This is a genomic window from Vibrio satsumensis (assembly GCF_050337435.1).
In the GTDB taxonomy this organism is placed as follows: domain Bacteria; phylum Pseudomonadota; class Gammaproteobacteria; order Enterobacterales; family Vibrionaceae; genus Vibrio; species Vibrio satsumensis.
Genome location: NZ_JAKJSX010000010.1, coordinates 51,175 through 70,676 on the forward strand (window position 1 = coordinate 51,175; position 19,502 = coordinate 70,676).

The window sequence follows — 19,502 nt, forward strand, 5'->3', positions numbered from 1 at the left end:
AACTTTGCCTTTTTCTAACATATAGAAAAAGGCAATCTATAGAAACAATCTAAGTGACTGTTAAGTTTAGTGCTAACCTAAAGCGTACATAGCGCTCAAGTTAGACTGAATTTCTGCTGTATAGAGTAGCTGAAGTGAGCTCAATTACAACTCATCAAAAGCATTAATTGCTTCCGATAATTTTTTCACACCGTGGATCTGCATTCCAGGAATGCCTCCTTTAGGCATGTTTGCTGCCGGTACGATCGCTTTCTTAAAGCCGTGTTTAAATGCCTCATTAAGGCGCTCTTGCCCACTCGGTACCGGTCGAATCTCACCCGCTAGGCCCACTTCGCCAAAAACCACTACATCTTTTGGTAATGCACGGTCTCTGAAACTTGAAAGTAGAGCCATCACCAACGCAAGATCAGCACTGGTTTCGGTTACTTTAACACCACCGACGACATTCACAAACACATCTTGATCAGCCATTTGTAAACCGCCGTGTTTATGCAGCACCGCTAATAACAACGAAAGCCTGTTTTGTTCTAGGCCGACAGCGACACGACGCGGGTTAGCCAGCTGGGAATAGTCCACAAGTGCTTGGATTTCAACAAGCAGTGGACGAGTACCTTCCCACACAACCATAACCGAACTGCCCGAGGTTTCTTCTTCACCACGAGACAAGAAAATCGCTGATGGGTTGCTGACTTCTTTTAGTCCTTGGCCTGTCATAGCAAACACACCGAGTTCATTGACCGCACCAAAACGGTTTTTGTGGCTGCGCAATGTTCTAAAGCGGCTATCGGTTCCGCCATCCAATAGAACTGAGCAGTCAATTATGTGCTCAAGCACTTTTGGCCCGGCTAAGGTGCCGTCTTTAGTTACGTGTCCCACTAAGAACACAGCAACATTATTTTGTTTTGCGTAGCGCGTTAGTGCAGTTGCCGATTCACGAACCTGAGCGACACTGCCCGGTGAAGATTGAACATCCGCGACATGCATAACTTGGATTGAATCGATAACCATGATCTTTGGCTGTTCTTTTTCCGCAACCTGACAGATTTTATCAACGTTGGTTTCAGAGAGCATTTTTAAGTGCTCCTTTGGTAATCCAAGTCGAGAAGCGCGCATCGCAACCTGCTGCAACGATTCTTCACCTGTGACATAGAGTGTCGGTAATTGAGAAGAAAGCTGACACATGGTTTGCAACAACAAGGTTGATTTACCAGCCCCTGGGTTACCACCAATCAGGATTGCAGCGCCTGGTACAACACCGCCACCGAGTACGCGGTCGAGTTCTTTGAAGCCACTGCTAAAGCGTGGCACTTCTTGTAAGTCGATTTCCGACAACGTTTGAACTGATGACTCGGTTGCACCACCAGCATAACCACTCAATCGTTCATTACGCGCTACCTGAGGTGAAGCGGCTAACCTAACTTCTGTAATCGTGTTCCAAGCACCACATGCGTTGCACTGCCCCTGCCAGCGTGGAAAGTCAGCACCACAGTCATTACACACATAAGCTCGCTTTGCCTTAGCCATAAAACCTCAATAATTTAATCAGTTACACAATGATGTTGTCAATTTGTGACTTATTTGACCGTACGGGTGAAAATAAACGTTGCAGTCATACCACTTATACTTAAAGATCGATTTAAACTAGTCGATAACATAAATGCACCGTCCATTCTAACAAGAAAAGTATGCAGCAATCTGAAATTCTATCTGTAGCAGAGCGTCTTATCCCGGCCTACCACGCCGAAGATTTCGAATTCCTTCTTTCTCAAATGACAGAAGGCGAATCTCCGTCTCTAAAACTGCTGGTTAAAATGGAACTGAATCGTATCATGGCTCCGTGTACAAAGAGCATTGATTTACGTGGGCGCATTGATAATGAATGTCGTCAGTTCACGTTAGACGGCCGTAAGCACTGGCTCGATGATATCGCCTTAAACGCGTATCAACGTGGCACTAAAAAGTTTAAAGGTTACACAGAAGGCGCATGGGAGTTAGTAATGACTCCGCGAACTCAGCCAATGAGCGTAGTTAAAACATCTTCTCAAGGTAACCACGACATTACTAGCGCCAACAGTCCGTATGAAGCGGAAGCGATTAACCTAGGTTACGACTTAAAGCGCCAAGAGAACAGACTCAAGATTAGCTCGCAGGTTGAGATCACCACATCGAAAGGGCAAAGCCTACATGGTGTAACGGTTGATATCTCTCCGTCAGGTGCAAAGTTCAAGGTGCCGAGCACCTTTAGATATAACCTCGGCGAGATCATCAGCGTTAAGTTCACAGAGCTTATCGAAAAGTCCCAAGAAAATGATGTTAACCAAGCGGTTGAATTTCGTGTTTTGGGTATCGACGAATCCTATGAGAACAACGCGGTCAAATTTCTAAGAACCATCAAGGTAAGCGACAACAATGTTGTGGCTCGCTTACTCGATGAGTCTTTAAATAGCACCAGTAAGAAAACCAGCCATGAGAACCAAGATAGGATCATTCGAACTCGTACACGAGGAATCGAACACACCTATCTAAAGCATACTTGTAACCTTCCGCTGTTCTTCAGCGGCAGCGAATTAAAGCTTGCCCTACTGACGGATAACAACCATCCGTTATGGCAATACTGGCACGACGAGCGAAATCAACAAGCGCTAGGCACCCTGTTCAACGAGCAACGTATGAACCTGCTGGCTAAGCCAGGAGTGAAGGGAACCAGTAACGTTATCTACTCTTTTACCCATGAACACCAAAACAAGACCTTATTCTATTCAATGATGCTACCTGAAGCCTCTCGTGAACAAAGACAGTTGTTCTGGCACATCGGTGGTAAACGTAAAAGTTGGAAAGCGTTCAAGTTCTCGGTTTTCGAACTTTCAGACACCGAGCGACAAGCATTAGCTAAGCACTCGGATACGCTGGCACAAAGCTCAGCTCAACTGACGCATTGCGGAATCTTGCAAGAGATCGGCGATCACGAAAGTGCAGCTGACTATCTTCTGAGTGAAAAACCACGTATTCCAAGCAGTGAATTAAACCGCTTCCGTCACCCACGTACTGTCGTCGGCAATATTCAAAGCATCTACTTTGACTCTCAGACCCGTCGTAAAGAGCCGAGATACCAATTTAAGTCACCGCTGCAGCTTACATCACAAGATGGCGCAGCGGCGAACGGACACACCTTAGATATATCTAAGCGTGGACTGAGCATTAACCTTGAACACCCAATGGTCCTCAAGATTAATGATCCTGTATTGGTGAACTTTAATGAACTACAGCTTTATGACAAGAACCTGCCACTGAGCACCGTGCCTTACCAGGTGATTCGAGTGAGCCCGAATGGCCGCAACGTGCAACTGGTTATTGCCGAGAACGCCAAGACGATGCGTACCATCGCTTTCCTTAATGGACTTATCGATCAGAATCAAAGCAAGCTGATTAAGAAGCAAGAGATACTGCCAACACATTCGCTGCTCGAATCTCTGCACAACATTTTGTTAAGCAAGATGGTCAGCAACCCAATATTCATTGATAAGCCAGGTTCAACGCTGCGCTGTAAGATCATTGGTGTGAATTTTCCATTAAATAAGCACCTAACGTTACTTGCTAAGCTTGGCCATAATCAAAAGTTCTCACTCGAGCCGATTTTCAAAGGGCACTCTAATTCACTGTTAGCTGAGCCACTGAAAAGAATTGAAGGTGCAGAGCCGAAACACCATGACGTATACATTGCCGCGGTAAAGTTTGGCGACAAGATCCAATCGGTACACACCAAGTTGGTCAAAGACTTCGCCTCAGCAAAGGAACGCATCTTATTCATTAAGAAAGCGCAGCATTTAGGTGACGTGTATATATTACGAGTCACGACTGCACCTATCTTTAATCCGTTGACGAGTTTATTCCAGTCGGATTTAGAAGAGCTTTCACGCATCAGTATGCATCAAGCTAAGAAGCTAGAGAATGAAGTTACTGCATTTATCGGTTATGGCGAGATAGAAGATATTACTGATGAAGTGTTGATTCGATTGGAGCTGACTCGTTAGGTCAGCATCAATTTGCTGGGTTTGAAAATAGAAAAAGCAGGCTCATCACCTGCTTTTTTTCTGAGTCACTATTGCCAATAAGATACATAGCCAATAGCACTTAGATAGGACCCCTAAGGTTTCGCTTGCCAACTGATCTTCTGCTGCTTAGCCAATACACCCGACAAGATGCACAGCACCCCGCCTAAACCTGCATAACGCACAGCGGTTTGAGCTTGTTGCTCTACTTTCGGTTTCGCGTGATAGGCAATACCTAAACCTGCAGAACCCATCATAACCAAGTCATTAGCACCATCACCAACGGCAACGGTATTGTGCAGTTCCAATTCGTATTCTTCAGCTAACTCTACCAAGATATCCGCTTTGGTCTGCGCCGAAACAACATCTCCTAAGACTTCACCCGTCAACTTACCATTGACAATCTCAAGCGTGTTTGACTGAGCATGGTCAAGATCAAGGGTATCTTTCAGGTAATCAGAGAAGTAAGTAAAACCGCCTGATGCAATCGCTGTTTTCCAGCCAAGTTTATTCAGAGTATTCACCAGCCCGACCAAATCTGGCATGAATGGCAATGACTGACGCACTTGCTCTAATATCGACTCATCCGCACCTTTGAGTGCTCCTACTCGTTGGCGTAGGCTCTGTTCAAAATCGAGCTCGCCTTGCATTGCTCGTTCTGTGATTTCAGAGACTAACTCTCCCACTCCAGCCAGCTTGGCAATCTCATCGATGCATTCAATTTGAATCGCTGTAGAATCCATATCCATGACGATCAAACCTGGCTTAGATAAGTCTGGGACCTCGCTAAGGCAAGCATAATCAAGCTTTAACGCTTGGAGGATTTCTTCGTGTGCTGGTGTTAGATTGCCTGACATCAGAGCCACTTCATAATGCCCTACCTTCCACGTATCGAGGATGGTGTTGTAAGTGCCAGTGAAGAAGTCGATGTCATCGAATGATTGTGGAGATAGATACTCACCGAACACAATCCAATTGGCTTTGGATTTAGCGAGTTGAGAAGCGAAACGAGTCTCAGGGAGTCGAGTTAATAATGTGGTATGCCTTTTTATCGGCAGATATTTCTGAGCGTCCATGTGTATGATTCCTAATTAACTATGCTAAACGTTAACCTATTGCAATTTGAAAACGCAAGTCTCAATATGTCTTAATCATAACATTTGTTTATTTCAGGCTTCGTGAAACATGAATGAATCATTGTTCTCAATACGTAACGCTTTACGAATGCTAGCCCTCATTTTGCTGGCTACCATGTTCGTTGTAACGATTAAAAATACGGTCGTGATCAGTAAAGGTAACGAGAAGATCCAAGCGAAACAGTTGGAAACTCTTACCAAGCTGCTTATCTCTCAGGCATCACTTTCAGCCAGCAAGATGATCACGCAACAAGACCAAGAGCGATTGCTTGATCTTACTAATCAGCTATCTCAAGACCGACTGGTGTTTGATACCACCATCTATGATGCAGAGGGTATTCGACTGGCTTCGAGCGAAAAAGCTCTCTCCGTACGCGAGGTTCTTGGCTTAGATACGCCACTTTCAACAGCAAGTATCGGTAGACAACAATTAGTTGAACCTATTTATTCACCAGAGAAGACGATCATTGGCTTTATTCGAGTGACCTTCGAAACGGGTAAGATGACTGCAATTTCTGATCACCATTATCGCAAAAGTGATCGCTACATGATCGGTATGGTGCTGATGGGTTTTGTAAGTGGTGTGCTGTTTGTCATGCTCATTCGTAGAAGGAAGACTAAAACTGGTGAGAATTTGCTGCTCAAAAATGCTAGCTCATAGACATCTCGATTCAGCAGAAAAAGGACTCTGTATAGCAAGCTGCTAGCAATGTGAGAAATTCGACGGAGTTCTCGGTTGAGTTAACAACAGCCAATGACGTTAGTGCTAAATACAATAAAAAGCCCCGAAGCTCAGGCAGCAACGGGGCTTTTTTTTATCTGTTAACTTACCAAGCTAAGACAAATAAATATTATTCTTGGTCACCAAGCAACACTGAGTCTAATGCGATAACCATCATGTCGTTGAAAGTCGTTTGACGTTCATCTGATGTGGTTTGCTCACCGGTCTTGATGTGATCAGAAACAGTACAAATCGTTAGAGCTTTGGCGCCATATTCAGCACATACACCATAGATACCTGCAGCTTCCATCTCTACGCCAACAATGCCGTATTTGTCCATTACTTCGAACATCTCTGGATCTGGCGTGTAGAACAACTCAGCCGAGAACAGGTTACCGACTTTTACGCCGACACCGCGAGCTTTGGCTGCATCTTCTGCCGCGCGCACCATCTTGTAATCCGCAATAGCTGCAAAGTCATGACCTTTAAAGCGAATACGGTTCACTTTAGAGTCAGTACATGCGCCCATGCCGATTACCACATCACGCACTTTGATATCTTCGCTCACTGCACCACAACTGCCGACACGAATGATCTTCTTCACACCAAAGTCTTTGATCAGCTCAGTCGCGTAAATAGAACAAGATGGGATACCCATACCATGTCCCATTACGGAAACCTTACGACCTTTGTAAGTACCGGTGTAACCAAACATGTTGCGAACGTCGCACACTTGAACCACTTCTTCTAGGAAGGTTTCAGCGATGTATTTAGCACGTAGCGGGTCGCCTGGCATTAAAACTACGTCAGCGAAATCACCCATTTCAGCATTAATATGTGGAGTAGCCATTGAAAATATCCTTAATCTCAAAACAAAAAAAGAAGAGAGAGGTTTCCCTCTCTCTTCGTTAACTATTATAGAAAGCTTATACCGTGTCCCATTGGCGATGTGCCAAAGTATGACGCTAAGCTTTGACCGATATCAGCGAAAGTATCGCGACGGCCTAAAGAACCTGCTGGAACCTTTTGACCGTAAACAATCACAGGGATGTGTTCACGAGTATGGTCAGTACCTGGCCATGTCGGATCACAGCCGTGGTCAGCCGTTAAGATAAGTACATCGTCTTCTTTCATCATCTCGATGATTTCATTGATACGACCATCGAAGTACTCAAGTGCCGCTGCGTAACCCGCAACATCACGGCGGTGGCCGTAAGCTGAGTCGAAATCAACGAAGTTAGTGAACACGATAGTGTTGTCGCCCGCTTCATTGATCGCTTCTTTGGTTGCTTCAAATAGCGCAGGGATACCTGTTGCTTTGGTTTTCTGAGTGATACCACAACCCGCGTAGATATCAGAGATCTTACCAATTGAGTGAACGTTACCGCCCTTCTCATCAACCAACTTTTGAAGAATGGTGGCTGCAGGTGGCTCAACAGAAAGGTCACGACGGTTACCAGTACGCTCAAATTGACCTTTACCTGGGCCAATGAACGGACGAGCGATAACACGACCAATGTTGTAGTCTTCGAGCTCTTCACGAGCAATCTGACAAAGGTCTAATAGGTTTTGTAGGCCGAATGTCTCTTCATGACAAGCAATCTGGAAAACAGAGTCTGCAGAAGTGTAGAAGATAGGCAAGCCAGTCTTCATGTGCTCTTCACCTAGGTTATCTAGGATTTCCGTGCCAGATGAGTGGCAGTTACCTAAGAAACCAGACAGGCCTGCACGCTCAAGGATGCGGTCAGTCAGTTCTTTTGGAAAGCTGTTCTCTTTGTCAGTGAAATAGCCCCAGTCAAACAGTACCGGAACACCTGCGATTTCCCAGTGACCTGATGGCGTGTCTTTACCAGAAGACAACTCAGCAGCGTGACCGTAAGCGCCAATGATCTCAGCGTCTACATCCATACCAGGAGCAAAACGACCTGTAGACTCTTTGTGAGCCATCGCTAGACCTAGCTTAGACAGGTTTGGCAGCGTCAGTGAACCTTTACGATCTGCATTGTCTGCAAGACCTTGGTCACAATGATCTGCGATGTGGCCCATAGTGTCAGAACCTACATCACCAAATTTGTCCGCATCCGCTGTTTCACCGATACCGAATGAATCTAAAACTAAAATAAATGCTCTTTTCATTTTCTTCACCAACTTATTGCTCTTTACACCAGAACTCTGTTTATCGGTATACGCTAGGCATACCGATATCTGTTATTTACACGTCTTCAGAACGAATCTGACGGTAAACGTCTGGCGTTGCTGTATATTCTCCGCCCACAGTGATTGCATTTTGTAATGCTGTTGCAGCTTCTTGCCACTGTTGTTCGTTGCGAGCATGAATCATTGCTAATGGCTTATCTTCACTTGTTACTTCACCTAAGCGAATGAAGTGATCAAAACCGACTGCGTAATCAATGCTGTCAGTTGCTACGCGACGACCGCCGCCCATACCAACCACAGCCATACCAATTGCACGAGTATCCATTGCTGATACCACACCGCTTTCTAGCGCGTACACTGGTTTAATAATGTCTGCTTTTTCTAGGTAGTTATCGTAGTTCGTTACGAAATCTGCTGGACCACCAAGGCCCGCTACCATTTTACCGAAACACTCTGCTGCTTTACCGTTATCCAGCACTGCCATCAGTTTTTCACGCGCTTCATCTGAATCTTTAGCTAGGTTACCCAGCACCAACATTTCAGCACACGATGCTAGAGTGATCTCTAACAAGCGTGGGTTACGATATTCACCCGTTAGGAACTGAACCGCTTCACGAACTTCCACTGCGTTACCCGCTGAAGAAGCCAATACTTGGTTCATGTCCGTTAGGATTGCCGTTGTTTTAGTACCCGCACCGTTTGCTACTGCAACGATAGATTTCGCTAGCTCTTCTGACGCTTCGTAAGTTGGCATGAATGCGCCTGAACCTACTTTTACATCCATCACTAGAGAATCAAGACCAGCTGCCAGTTTCTTAGATAGGATTGAAGCCGTGATTAGCGAGATGTTATCGACTGTTGCTGTGATATCACGAGTCGCGTAAACACGCTTGTCAGCAGGGGCTAGATCGCCTGTTTGACCGATGATCGCTACGCCAGCATCTTTAGTTACTTCACCGAACACTTCGTTAGTTGGTGTAATGTTGTAACCTGGGATAGATTCTAGCTTGTCTAGCGTACCGCCAGTATGGCCTAAACCACGACCAGAGATCATTGGAACGAAACCACCACATGCTGCCACCATAGGGCCAAGCATCAGAGAAGTAACGTCGCCAACACCACCAGTAGAGTGCTTATCAACGATTGGGCCATCAAAATTCATGTGGCTCCAGTCAATCACCATGCCTGAATCACGCATTGCACACGTTAGTGCGATACGCTCTGGCATGGTCATTTCATTAAAAAAGATTGCCATTGCGAATGCTGCAATTTGGCCTTCAGAAACCGTATTTTTAGCCACGCCTTGAATGAAGAAGTTAATTTCTTCAGCTGTTAAGACTTCACCGTCACGTTTTCTGCGAATAATTTCTTGAGGTAGATACATTAGTGCCTCCCAAACTCTAGTGAGTATGGTTTGTAGGGAAAGAGGTTATGTGGAGTGGCTTGACGCCACTCCATCAAACAGACTTTATTGTTATACCCGATAGGGAAATTAGTATGCTGCTGGATCAGCAGTCTGGTCTGTCACTTCTAATGTATTAAGAAGGTTAGTTAGTAGGCTTGAAGCACCAAAACGGTAGTGCATATTGTCTGCCCACTCAGCGCCTAGTAGCTCATCAGCCATTGCTAGGTATAGTGCTGCATCTTCAGCAGTACGTACGCCACCAGCTGGTTTGAAACCAACTGTTTTAGCAACGCCCATGTCACGAATAACTTCAAGCATCATGCGCGCGTACTCTGGAGTCGCGTTTACTGGCACTTTACCTGTTGAAGTTTTGATGAAGTCTGCACCCGCTTCGATACAGATTTGAGAAGCTTTCTTAATAAGTGCTTCTTCTTTTAGTTCACCCGTTTCGATGATCACTTTAAGTGTGATGTCACCACAAGCTGCTTTACACTGTTTCACTAGCTCAAAGCCAACTTCTTCGTTGCCAGCAATAAGAGCACGGTATGGGAATACTACGTCGACTTCGTCTGCGCCGTACGCTACCGCTGCTTTCGTTTCAGCAACAGCAATTTCGATGTCGTCATTACCATGAGGGAAGTTAGTTACAGTCGCAATGCGTACTTCTGGAGTACCTTGCTCACGCAACGCTTTCTTAGCGGCTGGGATAAAGCGAGGGTAAATACAGATTGCAGCAGTGTTGCCAACTGCAGTCTTCGCATCATGACAAAGCGCGACTACTTTTTCAGTAGTATCGTCGTCATTTAGCGTAGTTAGGTCCATAAGTTTAAGTGCACGTAGAGCTGCTGCTTTTAAATCGCTCATTTCTATCTCCGATCAATATATTCAAATAGTTAACTACTTCGCCACCCATCCAGTATAGATGGATATTTTAGTAATGCTCAGTAGTCACAAATGAACGGACTTGGTTCCTTGAAGACTTGATAACTTTCGCTACCAATTGCAATCCTTGTCACCGCACAGTACCAGTTTGGTCTATGGCACAACAAATCAGTCATGTTGTGTCTAACATCTATAGCGTATCGCTAAGTTTGGCTTAATCCCAGAACAATAACCTTTGAACGAATCCAAGCGGTCACTTTCTTGCCAACAAGAGACATCCTATCCCTTAAGCTTATACATTATAGGTATCCATCAATAAATTGTAGTGCTCCTTAGAACGCAAACGGTTTGTATCTCAAAAAAACATTCTAGACCCATTATTGAATCCCAGCATCAGCTCATGCTCATACTCAAAATCACTAGGCCTAAAAACAAAAAAGCCCCGCAGCAATTTCTTGCTACGGGGCGATATTATTATGGCGTCTATATATCTAAATCTACTTGATTAGAAAGATAGGAAGAAGCCAGCAATTGTTGCTGCCATCAAGTTAGATAGAGTACCAGCAATAACCGCTTTAACACCCATACGAGCGATGTCGTGACGACGAGCTGGTGCAATACCACCTAGACCACCTAGAAGAATCGCAATTGAAGAAAGGTTTGCGAAACCACATAGTGCGAATGCGATGATAGCTTGAGTCTTCTCAGACATCACTTGACCAGTTGCTGCAACAACTTGAGCATTTTCACCAACGTAAGGTACGAAGTTTAGGTATGCAACGAATTCGTTAACAACTGTCTTCTGACCAATGAAAGAACCAGCGATAGTTGCTTCTTCCCATGGAACACCAATGATGAATGCTAGCGGTGCGAAGATCCAACCTAGAAGAAGTTCTAGAGTTAGGTTTTCCATACCGAACCAACCACCGATGCCACCTAGGATACCGTTGATTAGAGCAATTAGACCGATGAATGCTAGTAGCATTGCACCAACGTTAAGAGCTAGTTGTAGACCAACTGATGCGCCACCTGCTGCTGCGTCGATAACGTTAGCTGGTTTGTCATCGCCACCGTCCATTTCGTCAGCGATGTTGTCGTCTGGCGTATCTGTTTCAGGCTTGATGATTTTAGCGAATAGTAGACCACCAGGTGCTGCCATGAATGACGCTGCAACTAGGTACTCTAGAGGTACACCCATAGATGCGTAACCTGCTAGCACACCACCAGCTACAGAAGCCAAACCACCACACATTACTGCGAATAGTTCAGAGTTAGTCATTTTAGGAACAAAAGGACGAACAACTAGAGGCGCTTCTGTTTGACCAACGAAAATGTTTGCTGCTGCAGACATAGACTCGGCGCGAGAAGTACCTAGAGCTTTCTGAAGACCACCACCAAGAACTTTGATTACAATTTGCATTACACCAATGTAGTAAAGTACAGAGATAAGTGCAGAGAAGAAAATCAGAGTTGGTAGTACTTGGAAAGCAAAGATGAAACCGATACCGTCAACTGAGAAGTTAACTAGGCTGCCGAATAGGAAACCAGTACCGTCTTTACCGTAGTCGATCACGTTTGCTACACCAGCAGAGAAACCTGCAAGTAGATCACGACCCCAAGGGATGTAAAGTACGAATGCACCAAGTGCGAATTGGATAGCGAAAGCGCCACCCACTGTTCTTAGATTAATAGCTTTGCGGTTGTCAGATAGTAGTACTGCGATTGCGATCAGTGCAACCATTCCGACTAGGCTCATAAACAGGCTCATAGTTTATGACTTCCTTATTAGTTATTTATTGGCGTGTTACAAAATGGGGCTATAAAGCGGAGGCAATTATACTCATGCGACCACTAATAAAGTAATGCCGTCCTCACACTTTCGTACAAGATTCATGTACCATTCACACGCAAATGTGAGCTAAATCACAAGCCCAATGCAATTTACGCAAACGATAAACAAAAACCTTCGATTTTATTCACATATACCGAATGCGCGATGGCTATTTTGCCAAACTTGCGCTGCAATCGATTGCTTTGGCTCTTTTCTAAGCAAAAAAAGTTCATTTAAGATCGTAACTAAATGTTTGGAATGGTTAACATTTCCTTGGTTTCCATGCATGGGCATGTCAGGAGCATCCGTTTCCAATACCAAGTATTCAAGCGGCAATTTCGCGATGGTTGTGCGTGTTTTTTGTGCTCTTGGGTAAGTTATCGTCCCACCGACACCAATATAGAAACCGAGCTTGATCCACGCTAAAGCCTGCTGTTCACTCCCTGAAAAACCGTGAATCACACCTCCTAAGGTGAACTTGTGCTGCTTTATTAGCTCGATAAGTCGGTTGTAAGACTTCCTTTCATGGACAATCAAAGGCAGCTCAAACGCCTTCGCTAGCTCCATTTGTTGGATGAAAAAGCGCTCTTGCTTCTCTCGTTCAACGTCCATAAAAAAGTCGAGTCCGCACTCACCTATCGCGACACATTGACGTATTTTAGAAGAGAGTAATTGGCGCAGCTCTTCAAATTGCACCTCATCCGCTTGCTCTAAAAAGTAAGGATGAAAGCCTAGCGCGTAATAAACGTTGGGGTAGGATTGCGCAATTTTCTCAAGCTTATGCCAGTTATTTTGACCTATAGAAGGGATGAGTAGCTTCTCGACTTGCGCTTGTTTCGCTTCTTTGAGGTAGCGATCAATACTTTGATCAAGTGTAGTTCCCTGATCAATTACAATATTTTGCTTAAACGCCTCAAAATCCGCATGGCAATGAGTATCAAACAGCGGAAAGTCACTTATTTGCTGTGTCATCTTTTCCATTCTCTGCTTTCTGGCCTTGCAGGTCACGACGATAAGGTACACAGCTACGCTTATTTTCAGGCGTTAAGCCAAGCTCTTCACACCACTTATCGTATTTCCTAACCCAAGCTTTTATCCAACCCAACATACTCATGCTCAAATCTCAGTCTCCATCCTCAGATAACACGTATTAAAAAACGCCTACTGCAGAACAATAGACGTTTTTGTTTAACTCGAATAGAGCTCGGAGAAATTAGTGCTCGCGCGTCGCTCGGAATTGAACTTCAGGGAAACGCTCAGAAGCTAGGTTCAAGTTAACCATAGTTGGTGCGATGTAAGACAGGTTGTCACCGCCATCTAACGCTAGGTTAGATTGGTTCTTACGTTTGAACTCTTCCAGTTTCTTAGCGTCATCACACTCAACCCAACGAGCTGTTGCAACGTTAACACCTTCGTAGATAGCTTCCACGTTGTATTCCGCTTTCAAGCGCGCTACAACCACGTCGAACTGAAGTACACCAACCGCACCAACGATCAAGTCGTTATTCTGCATAGGACGGAATACTTGTACTGCGCCCTCTTCTGAAAGCTGAACCAAGCCTTTAAGAAGTTGCTTCTGCTTCAGTGGATCTCGTAGGCGAATACGACGGAATAGTTCAGGTGCGAAGTTAGGAATACCAGCGAACTTTAGGCTCTCACCTTGAGTAAAGGTATCACCAATCTGAATAGTACCGTGGTTATGCAGGCCGATAATATCACCCGCGTATGCTTTCTCAGCTCGTGCACGGTCACCCGCCATGAAGGTTACCGCATCAGAGATACTTACGCTCTTACCAGTACGAACATGATTCATCTTCATACCTTGGTTGTAAGTACCCGAAACGATACGCATGAATGCGATACGGTCACGGTGTTTAGGGTCCATATTTGCTTGGATCTTAAATACGAAACCCGAGAACTTCTCTTCAGTCGCTTCAACATCACGCTCATTCGCTTGGCGTGTTTGAGGAGCTGGAGCCCATTTAGTTAGACCATCAAGCATATGGTCAACACCAAAGTTACCTAATGCAGTACCAAAGTACACCGGCGTTAGCTCACCCGCTAGGAACAAGTCGTGATCAAATTCAGGACAAGCACCAATAACAAGCTCTAGCTCTTCACGTACGCTTTCCGCTAGATCAGCACCTACCGCTTCATCTAGCTCTGGGTTATCTAGACCTTTGATGATACGAACTTCTTGGATCTCGTGGCCGTGGCCAGATTCATACAAGATCGTTTCATCACGGTGAATGTGGTAAACACCTTTAAACTCTTTACCACAACCAATAGGCCATGAGATAGGAGCACAAGCCATACCTAGCTCGCTCTCTACTTCATCAAGCACTTCCATTGGATCACGGACGTCACGGTCAAGTTTGTTCATAAACGTTACGATTGGCGTATCACGTAGACGTGTTACTTCCATTAGTTTACGAGTACGATCCTCGACACCTTTCGCAGCATCGATAACCATCAAACAAGAGTCAACCGCAGTTAGTGTACGGTACGTATCTTCCGAGAAATCTTCATGTCCTGGAGTATCTAGTAGGTTTACTAGGCAATCATTGTATGGGAATTGCATTACCGACGTAGTTACCGAGATACCACGTTCTTTTTCCATCTCCATCCAGTCAGATTTAGCGTGCTGGTTAGAGCCACGGCCTTTTACGGTACCCGCTTTCTGGATCGCGTTTCCGAATAAAAGAACTTTTTCAGTAATCGTGGTTTTACCCGCATCCGGGTGAGAGATAATTGCAAACGTTCTACGTTTGCTCACTTCTTGTTGGAAAGACATAGTCGCCCTTTGCTGATCTAAAGCGTAAAAAGGGCAAGTAGATAATACTTGCCCTTGAATTCTGTGTGCGGATTATACAGAAAGCGTGTCACTTTCTAAAGGGTCAGTTTACACCCTATTTATCGCTGATTCTGTGGTTAGCTATTTAGGGTTAGCTAAAAGACATAATATGATTAGCTAAACGACATGAAAAGATAGCTCATAATGATCGCATCTTCGTTGCCTTGCTTGGTTGGGTAATAATTACGACGACGGTCGACTTCATTAAAGCCAGCCTTCTCGTAAAGATTAAAAGCATGCACATTACTTTCACGAACTTCCAGCCAAGCACTCTCGGCGTCAGCTTGTTCGCACATATCAAGGAAATATTCAGTTAACGCTTTCCCATACCCTTTGCCTTGTTGGCTTGGGTCTACCGCAATATTAAGTAACGTGACTTCACCAACGATGTTCTGGGCGAAGAAGTATCCGACTACTTGCCCATCGACTTCAAGAACATGATGACAAGCACCTCGACTATCGAGATCGCGAATCATGGTTTCAGACCAAGGGTGAGAATGCGCGGTCTGCTCTATCTGCCAAATAGCGTCTAGGTGTTGTTGTGAAGTCGGTAAAAATTGATTAGTCATAAGCACAAATTTGTTGCCATAAGTCGCGGCGATGTTGGTTATTACCATTGATGTCAGACAGTAATGGAGATTGAAGCGTTTTTGCATTCAGCTCTTGGGCAGACTCACACCCAGCAAACCATACCCATTCAACATCACCGAGTTCGATATAAGTTAGGTGTTGAGGCTGAACGTGTAGTGCCTGAGATAAATCAAGCTTGATACTCTTGAGTACACGCTCAAACATCACGGCGAGATCTTCCTGAGGTTTTTCAGGCGAAACCAAAAGTAACTTGCAATCACTCGCTAGCGGAGTCAGTTTAGATTCATAACCCGCCAAACGTTCTGGGTGACTAAGCTCCCATTGGCTTATGCCCATCTCTTGCAGGTATTGTGCGTGTGTTTGTGACATATCTAGCAGTTATAACCTTAGGTTGGTGGTGGGAGGCTTAATCAGAGCAAACTTTAAAACAGTCCATTAGAGTTGGGCTGATACTAACAAAAAATAAAGGAGCATCAAGCTCCTTTATTTAGACCAAATCAGTTTGCATCATATTGCGTTGGAAATAGCTTTATAACTCGTTGAACTCTGGGCTGTAAGCTACCTCGCCAGGACGCCCCGTAAGAGCACCTTCTACCAACTCAATCGCTTGAAAGACGCCTTCTGGCACATCCCAAGTACAACTCAGGCCAAATTCACTTGCAGCTTTGAAACCAAAGCGACCGTAATAAGCTGGATCACCCAACACAACGCAGGCTGGATAACCGAAATCAACCAAAGTAGAAAACGCATCTTCAACCAGTGATGTGGCAATACCTTGATTGCGGAACTCTTCCTTCACGGCGAGAGGTGCAAGCCCTTGCCAGTTATGATCGTCACCATCAAGAGTGATAGGACTAAACATCAGGTGACCGACCACTTCGCCTTCATCAGAACAAGCGACCAGCGATAGCGTTAAATGGCTATTCTCACGCAAATTCATAACCAAGTTAGCTTCTGCATCTGTTTCAAAAACAGATTTCAATAAACGATCGATGACAAGTATATCTGCCGGTGCTTCAGTTCGAATAAGCATTCATTACCTCACTTTGTGTATCTGGGGATTGTACTCCCTTCTGCACAAAATCAGCTAATTGATTTAACAAAGTTTTCATAGGGCTCGGCAATACGTCCAAATCTACGCTATCCATCAAGTTTTTAACTTCTAAACCTAACTCGGTATCGCCCTCAATAGACAGTCTACGTTGGAAGAAAAGCGTATCTGGGTCTTCTTTACGCCCCGCAATCAACACAAGATCGTTAAGATTACCGCTAAAGCTTACATCTTCAGCCACCTCTTTATCAGCTACAACTAGTTGCTCATTTTTGTAGCTAATACACCAACTTAACCCCATATCTTTTATTGAGACTTTAAGCCACTTGTCTTCTAAAAATTCAAAGTCACCGTCCTCTAAAGCTTCCTTAAAGACATTCTTAAGCGCCTCCAACAAGGCTCTTTTTTGTACTGTTTTAGGCAATAACTGGACTGGAGATCGCAAAATTGATGCGGCATTTTGAACTAGTTGAGTGCGAATCTTGTTTATCACGTGACTTATCCGTAACTTTGTCAATAATATGGAATACATCATAGATGATGTTGAGATCTCAGTTACTGTTATGTATCAAATTAACTTCTGTTTGATGCTCGACCTTTAATATCCTGAAAATCACAGTTATAGTAACTCAGGTAATGAGAATTACAGCGGTTCGCTGCACTCACAGGTAAATATCGATAGCTACACAAAAAGTAATAAATATTTATCGATAGTGAATATTCAAGCTCTTGGAGAATTGGTAGTACTTTGATGCCTCCCCAGCAACTACAACATTGGTTTACCCAGCTAACTGCAAACAGTCCGTTCTTTTTCGCAGTACTTGATGCTCAACATAACTATTTTATGGTGAATGAGCGTTACTGCGATATTGCTGGTTTGAGTCAAACAGAGCTTGTAGGCATGAATGACCGTCAAACATTGGGCGAGCAATTCTACCAGCACCTTAAACCTTACTATGAGCGTGCATTTAATGGCGAGTCGATTGAGGCCGAAGTCACCCTCAACGAAACCGATCTCGATACCAGCCTTCACTTCAGCCTGTCTCCGCTTACCAATGGCAACAAAACTGACTACATTGTCTTTCATGCCTTCGACACATCAGAAAACCAAGTACTCGTCCGTTCTTTAGAAGAATCTGAAGCAAAATTTCACAAACTATCTCACCTACTCCCAGACGGGTTACTGCTAGTTGAAAGTGACTACATCTTGTCATCCAACCCAGCTGCAGCGCGCTTGCTTGGCTTTAACTCCACCATAGAGTTAATTGGCGAAGAGTTGGGACGCCTATTTATCGATGAACAAACCAAAACAGTCTTCAATAATAAACTCAGCTCTATTATTTCTGAGTCTGGTTTGGTTTGCTTAACGGGTGCCCGATGCGGCTTTGAACGTAAGGTTCAGCTCAACATCGACTCTACCACCGTTCTTGGAAGTAACACTCAGTTGGTGCTTATTCAAGACGCACAAGAAACCGCAAAACAATATACATCGGCAAACAGTGAAGATGCCTACATCGATGCACTGACCAAGCTCTACAACCGAGTTGGGTTTACTAAGCGTCTTGAGCAATTCATTCACAACGATACGCCGGTTGTGATGCTTTACTTAGACATTGATAACTTTAAAAATATCAATGATTCACTTGGTCATCACATCGGTGATAAAGTGATTAAAGAGGTCGCCTCACGCCTTAAACGCTTACTGCCTCGTAAAGCCGTAATTGGGCATTTAGGCGGTGATGAATTTGGTATTATCCTGCCAGAACCCGAACATCAGCGAACACCTGAAATGCTCGCTGAAAAGATCATTTCCCTGATCAATCAACCTTTCGATCTTCACCATTTTAGTAAACGCTTAGCCTGCTCGATTGGTAGTGTGAGCTTTCCTCAAGACGGTACTGATGCTCGTATCTTGCTGCAAAATGCAGACACAGCAATGTATGAAGCCAAAGATCGTGGTCGCAATCGTCTAATCAAGTTCAACGAACAGATGAACAAAGAAGCGCGTATGCGACTGTGGCTGGAGATTGAACTACAAAAAGCGCTGCAACAGAATGGACTTGAGGTTTGGTATCAACCTAAGGTCAACGCACGAGATTTCACCATCAACGGCGCTGAAGCTCTAGTTCGTTGGAAACATCCTGTAGAGGGTTATATTAGTCCAGCGGCGTTCATCCCAGTAGCGGAGCGAGCCGGCCTTATCGAACAACTTGGTCGTGTGGTTATGCGTGAAGTATTTGCTACGGTTAAGCGCTGGAAGATGCAGGGAATTCTCCCTGGTCGTGTAGCAATCAACCTTTCTCCTGAACAGTTTGGAAATCCGAAGCTGATTGATTACATGGAAAAGCTGCTGCGTTCGACAGAGCTTGACCCAAGTGCGATTACATTTGAGCTAACGGAAAGCGCGGTGATGAGTGACAGTGAACACACACTGCAAATGCTCAACGCGATTAAAAAGCTCGGCTTCGCTCTATCGATTGATGATTTCGGTACCGGTTACTCATCACTATCTTACCTAGCTCGATTCCCAATTGATGAACTTAAGATAGACCGTGCTTTCATCTCTGATATCGATACCCTACCAAAGCAAATTACTGTAATTGAAAACATCATCAACCTTGGTAAGTCTCTCGATTTAACCGTGGTTGCTGAAGGTGTAGAAACCAGTGAGCAAGCGACTCTACTGTCTAACCTCAATTGTAGTTCAATTCAAGGCTTTCACTTCTATCGCCCTCAACCAAAACAAGATGTCGAAGAGCTATTTGCCCAAAATCGTCGCCATAAGAACTAACAAGCCGATTCAAATATCTCACGTTCAAGCCAAG

Annotated in this window: 17 protein-coding genes; 3 read left to right on the forward strand and 14 right to left on the reverse strand. The window is 44.6% G+C overall.

Annotation, left to right across the window (positions count from 1 at the left end):
• Positions 1-144 precede the first annotated feature (144 nt).
• Positions 145-1,524, reverse strand: a complete 1,380-nt coding sequence (gene radA / locus L4C44_RS13890; RefSeq protein WP_017063288.1) for a DNA repair protein RadA — start codon at positions 1,522-1,524, stop codon at positions 145-147.
• Between the two features lie 161 nt (positions 1,525-1,685).
• Between radA and L4C44_RS13895 the strand changes: the two genes are divergently transcribed.
• Positions 1,686-4,031, forward strand: a complete 2,346-nt coding sequence (locus L4C44_RS13895; RefSeq protein ID WP_428805265.1) for a PilZ domain-containing protein — start codon at positions 1,686-1,688, stop codon at positions 4,029-4,031.
• A gap of 113 nt (positions 4,032-4,144) precedes the next feature.
• Here L4C44_RS13895 and serB read toward each other — a convergent pair whose 3' ends face one another.
• Complete coding sequence (serB, locus tag L4C44_RS13900) at positions 4,145-5,125, reverse strand: phosphoserine phosphatase (protein ID WP_017058828.1); 981 nt, start codon at positions 5,123-5,125, stop codon at positions 4,145-4,147.
• Positions 5,126-5,234: 109 nt separating this feature from the next.
• On the opposite strand from serB, the gene L4C44_RS13905 reads away from it, so the two are divergent.
• Entirely contained in the window at positions 5,235-5,846 is a 612-nt protein-coding gene (locus L4C44_RS13905) for a YtjB family periplasmic protein (protein ID WP_081090108.1), read from the forward strand.
• Positions 5,847-6,036: 190 nt separating this feature from the next.
• Here L4C44_RS13905 and deoD read toward each other — a convergent pair whose 3' ends face one another.
• The 12 genes from deoD to ubiT all read right to left on the reverse strand — a co-directional run bounded on the left by deoD (position 6,037) and on the right by ubiT (position 17,170).
• The gene (gene deoD, locus L4C44_RS13910) at positions 6,037-6,756 is read right to left on the reverse strand and encodes a purine-nucleoside phosphorylase (protein ID WP_017066980.1); all 720 of its coding nucleotides are present in this window, start codon (positions 6,754-6,756) and stop codon (positions 6,037-6,039) included.
• 65 nt (positions 6,757-6,821) lie between these two features.
• A complete protein-coding gene (locus L4C44_RS13915; RefSeq protein WP_285954268.1) occupies positions 6,822-8,042 on the reverse strand; it encodes a phosphopentomutase in 1,221 nt (406 codons plus the stop codon).
• A 76-nt stretch (positions 8,043-8,118) separates the two neighbouring features.
• The gene (gene deoA / locus L4C44_RS13920) at positions 8,119-9,447 is read right to left on the reverse strand and encodes a thymidine phosphorylase (RefSeq protein ID WP_285954267.1); all 1,329 of its coding nucleotides are present in this window, start codon (positions 9,445-9,447) and stop codon (positions 8,119-8,121) included.
• Between the two features lie 108 nt (positions 9,448-9,555).
• Complete coding sequence (gene deoC / locus L4C44_RS13925; protein ID WP_010436196.1) at positions 9,556-10,332, reverse strand: deoxyribose-phosphate aldolase; 777 nt, start codon at positions 10,330-10,332, stop codon at positions 9,556-9,558.
• A gap of 523 nt (positions 10,333-10,855) precedes the next feature.
• Positions 10,856-12,118: a NupC/NupG family nucleoside CNT transporter gene (locus L4C44_RS13930; RefSeq protein WP_060982613.1), complete on the reverse strand. Its 1,263-nt coding sequence runs from the start codon at positions 12,116-12,118 to the stop codon at positions 10,856-10,858.
• A 204-nt stretch (positions 12,119-12,322) separates the two neighbouring features.
• The gene (locus L4C44_RS13935; protein WP_428805310.1) at positions 12,323-13,153 is read right to left on the reverse strand and encodes a TatD family hydrolase; all 831 of its coding nucleotides are present in this window, start codon (positions 13,151-13,153) and stop codon (positions 12,323-12,325) included.
• Positions 13,134-13,289: a DUF5363 family protein gene (locus L4C44_RS13940; protein WP_285954336.1), complete on the reverse strand. Its 156-nt coding sequence runs from the start codon at positions 13,287-13,289 to the stop codon at positions 13,134-13,136. Before L4C44_RS13940 ends, L4C44_RS13935 begins: the two co-directional genes overlap by 20 nt.
• A gap of 105 nt (positions 13,290-13,394) precedes the next feature.
• A complete protein-coding gene (prfC, locus tag L4C44_RS13945; protein ID WP_061018717.1) occupies positions 13,395-14,975 on the reverse strand; it encodes a peptide chain release factor 3 in 1,581 nt (526 codons plus the stop codon).
• Between the two features lie 173 nt (positions 14,976-15,148).
• Complete coding sequence (gene rimI / locus L4C44_RS13950; RefSeq protein WP_285954265.1) at positions 15,149-15,604, reverse strand: ribosomal protein S18-alanine N-acetyltransferase; 456 nt, start codon at positions 15,602-15,604, stop codon at positions 15,149-15,151.
• Positions 15,597-15,995: a DNA polymerase III subunit psi gene (locus tag L4C44_RS13955; RefSeq protein ID WP_146490665.1), complete on the reverse strand. Its 399-nt coding sequence runs from the start codon at positions 15,993-15,995 to the stop codon at positions 15,597-15,599. The genes rimI and L4C44_RS13955 overlap by 8 nt, the downstream gene beginning before the upstream one ends.
• A gap of 160 nt (positions 15,996-16,155) precedes the next feature.
• Entirely contained in the window at positions 16,156-16,659 is a 504-nt protein-coding gene (locus L4C44_RS13960) for a GNAT family N-acetyltransferase (protein WP_146490664.1), read from the reverse strand.
• Entirely contained in the window at positions 16,643-17,170 is a 528-nt protein-coding gene (ubiT, locus tag L4C44_RS13965; protein ID WP_419184283.1) for a ubiquinone anaerobic biosynthesis accessory factor UbiT, read from the reverse strand. The genes L4C44_RS13960 and ubiT overlap by 17 nt, the downstream gene beginning before the upstream one ends.
• A gap of 258 nt (positions 17,171-17,428) precedes the next feature.
• Between ubiT and L4C44_RS13970 the strand changes: the two genes are divergently transcribed.
• The gene (locus L4C44_RS13970) at positions 17,429-19,468 is read left to right on the forward strand and encodes a sensor domain-containing protein (protein ID WP_146490662.1); all 2,040 of its coding nucleotides are present in this window, start codon (positions 17,429-17,431) and stop codon (positions 19,466-19,468) included.
• Positions 19,469-19,502: the final 34 nt, after the last annotated feature.

Coding starts and splice junctions, on each gene's coding strand:
- prfC (WP_061018717.1), bottom strand. CDS start 14,975: ATGTCTTTCCAACAAGAAGTGAGCAAACGTAGAACGTTTGCAATTATC.
- deoD (WP_017066980.1), bottom strand. CDS start 6,756: ATGGCTACTCCACATATTAATGCTGAAATGGGTGATTTCGCTGACGTA.
- L4C44_RS13915 (WP_285954268.1), bottom strand. CDS start 8,042: ATGAAAAGAGCATTTATTTTAGTTTTAGATTCATTCGGTATCGGTGAA.
- L4C44_RS13895 (WP_428805265.1), top strand. CDS start 1,686: ATGCAGCAATCTGAAATTCTATCTGTAGCAGAGCGTCTTATCCCGGCC.
- radA (WP_017063288.1), bottom strand. CDS start 1,524: ATGGCTAAGGCAAAGCGAGCTTATGTGTGTAATGACTGTGGTGCTGAC.
- deoA (WP_285954267.1), bottom strand. CDS start 9,447: ATGTATCTACCTCAAGAAATTATTCGCAGAAAACGTGACGGTGAAGTC.
- serB (WP_017058828.1), bottom strand. CDS start 5,125: ATGGACGCTCAGAAATATCTGCCGATAAAAAGGCATACCACATTATTA.
- L4C44_RS13955 (WP_146490665.1), bottom strand. CDS start 15,995: ATGTCACAAACACACGCACAATACCTGCAAGAGATGGGCATAAGCCAA.
- L4C44_RS13940 (WP_285954336.1), bottom strand. CDS start 13,289: ATGTTGGGTTGGATAAAAGCTTGGGTTAGGAAATACGATAAGTGGTGT.
- L4C44_RS13970 (WP_146490662.1), top strand. CDS start 17,429: ATGCCTCCCCAGCAACTACAACATTGGTTTACCCAGCTAACTGCAAAC.
- deoC (WP_010436196.1), bottom strand. CDS start 10,332: ATGAGCGATTTAAAAGCAGCAGCTCTACGTGCACTTAAACTTATGGAC.
- rimI (WP_285954265.1), bottom strand. CDS start 15,604: ATGACTAATCAATTTTTACCGACTTCACAACAACACCTAGACGCTATT.
- L4C44_RS13905 (WP_081090108.1), top strand. CDS start 5,235: ATGAATGAATCATTGTTCTCAATACGTAACGCTTTACGAATGCTAGCC.
- L4C44_RS13930 (WP_060982613.1), bottom strand. CDS start 12,118: ATGAGCCTGTTTATGAGCCTAGTCGGAATGGTTGCACTGATCGCAATC.
- L4C44_RS13935 (WP_428805310.1), bottom strand. CDS start 13,153: ATGACACAGCAAATAAGTGACTTTCCGCTGTTTGATACTCATTGCCAT.
- L4C44_RS13960 (WP_146490664.1), bottom strand. CDS start 16,659: ATGCTTATTCGAACTGAAGCACCGGCAGATATACTTGTCATCGATCGT.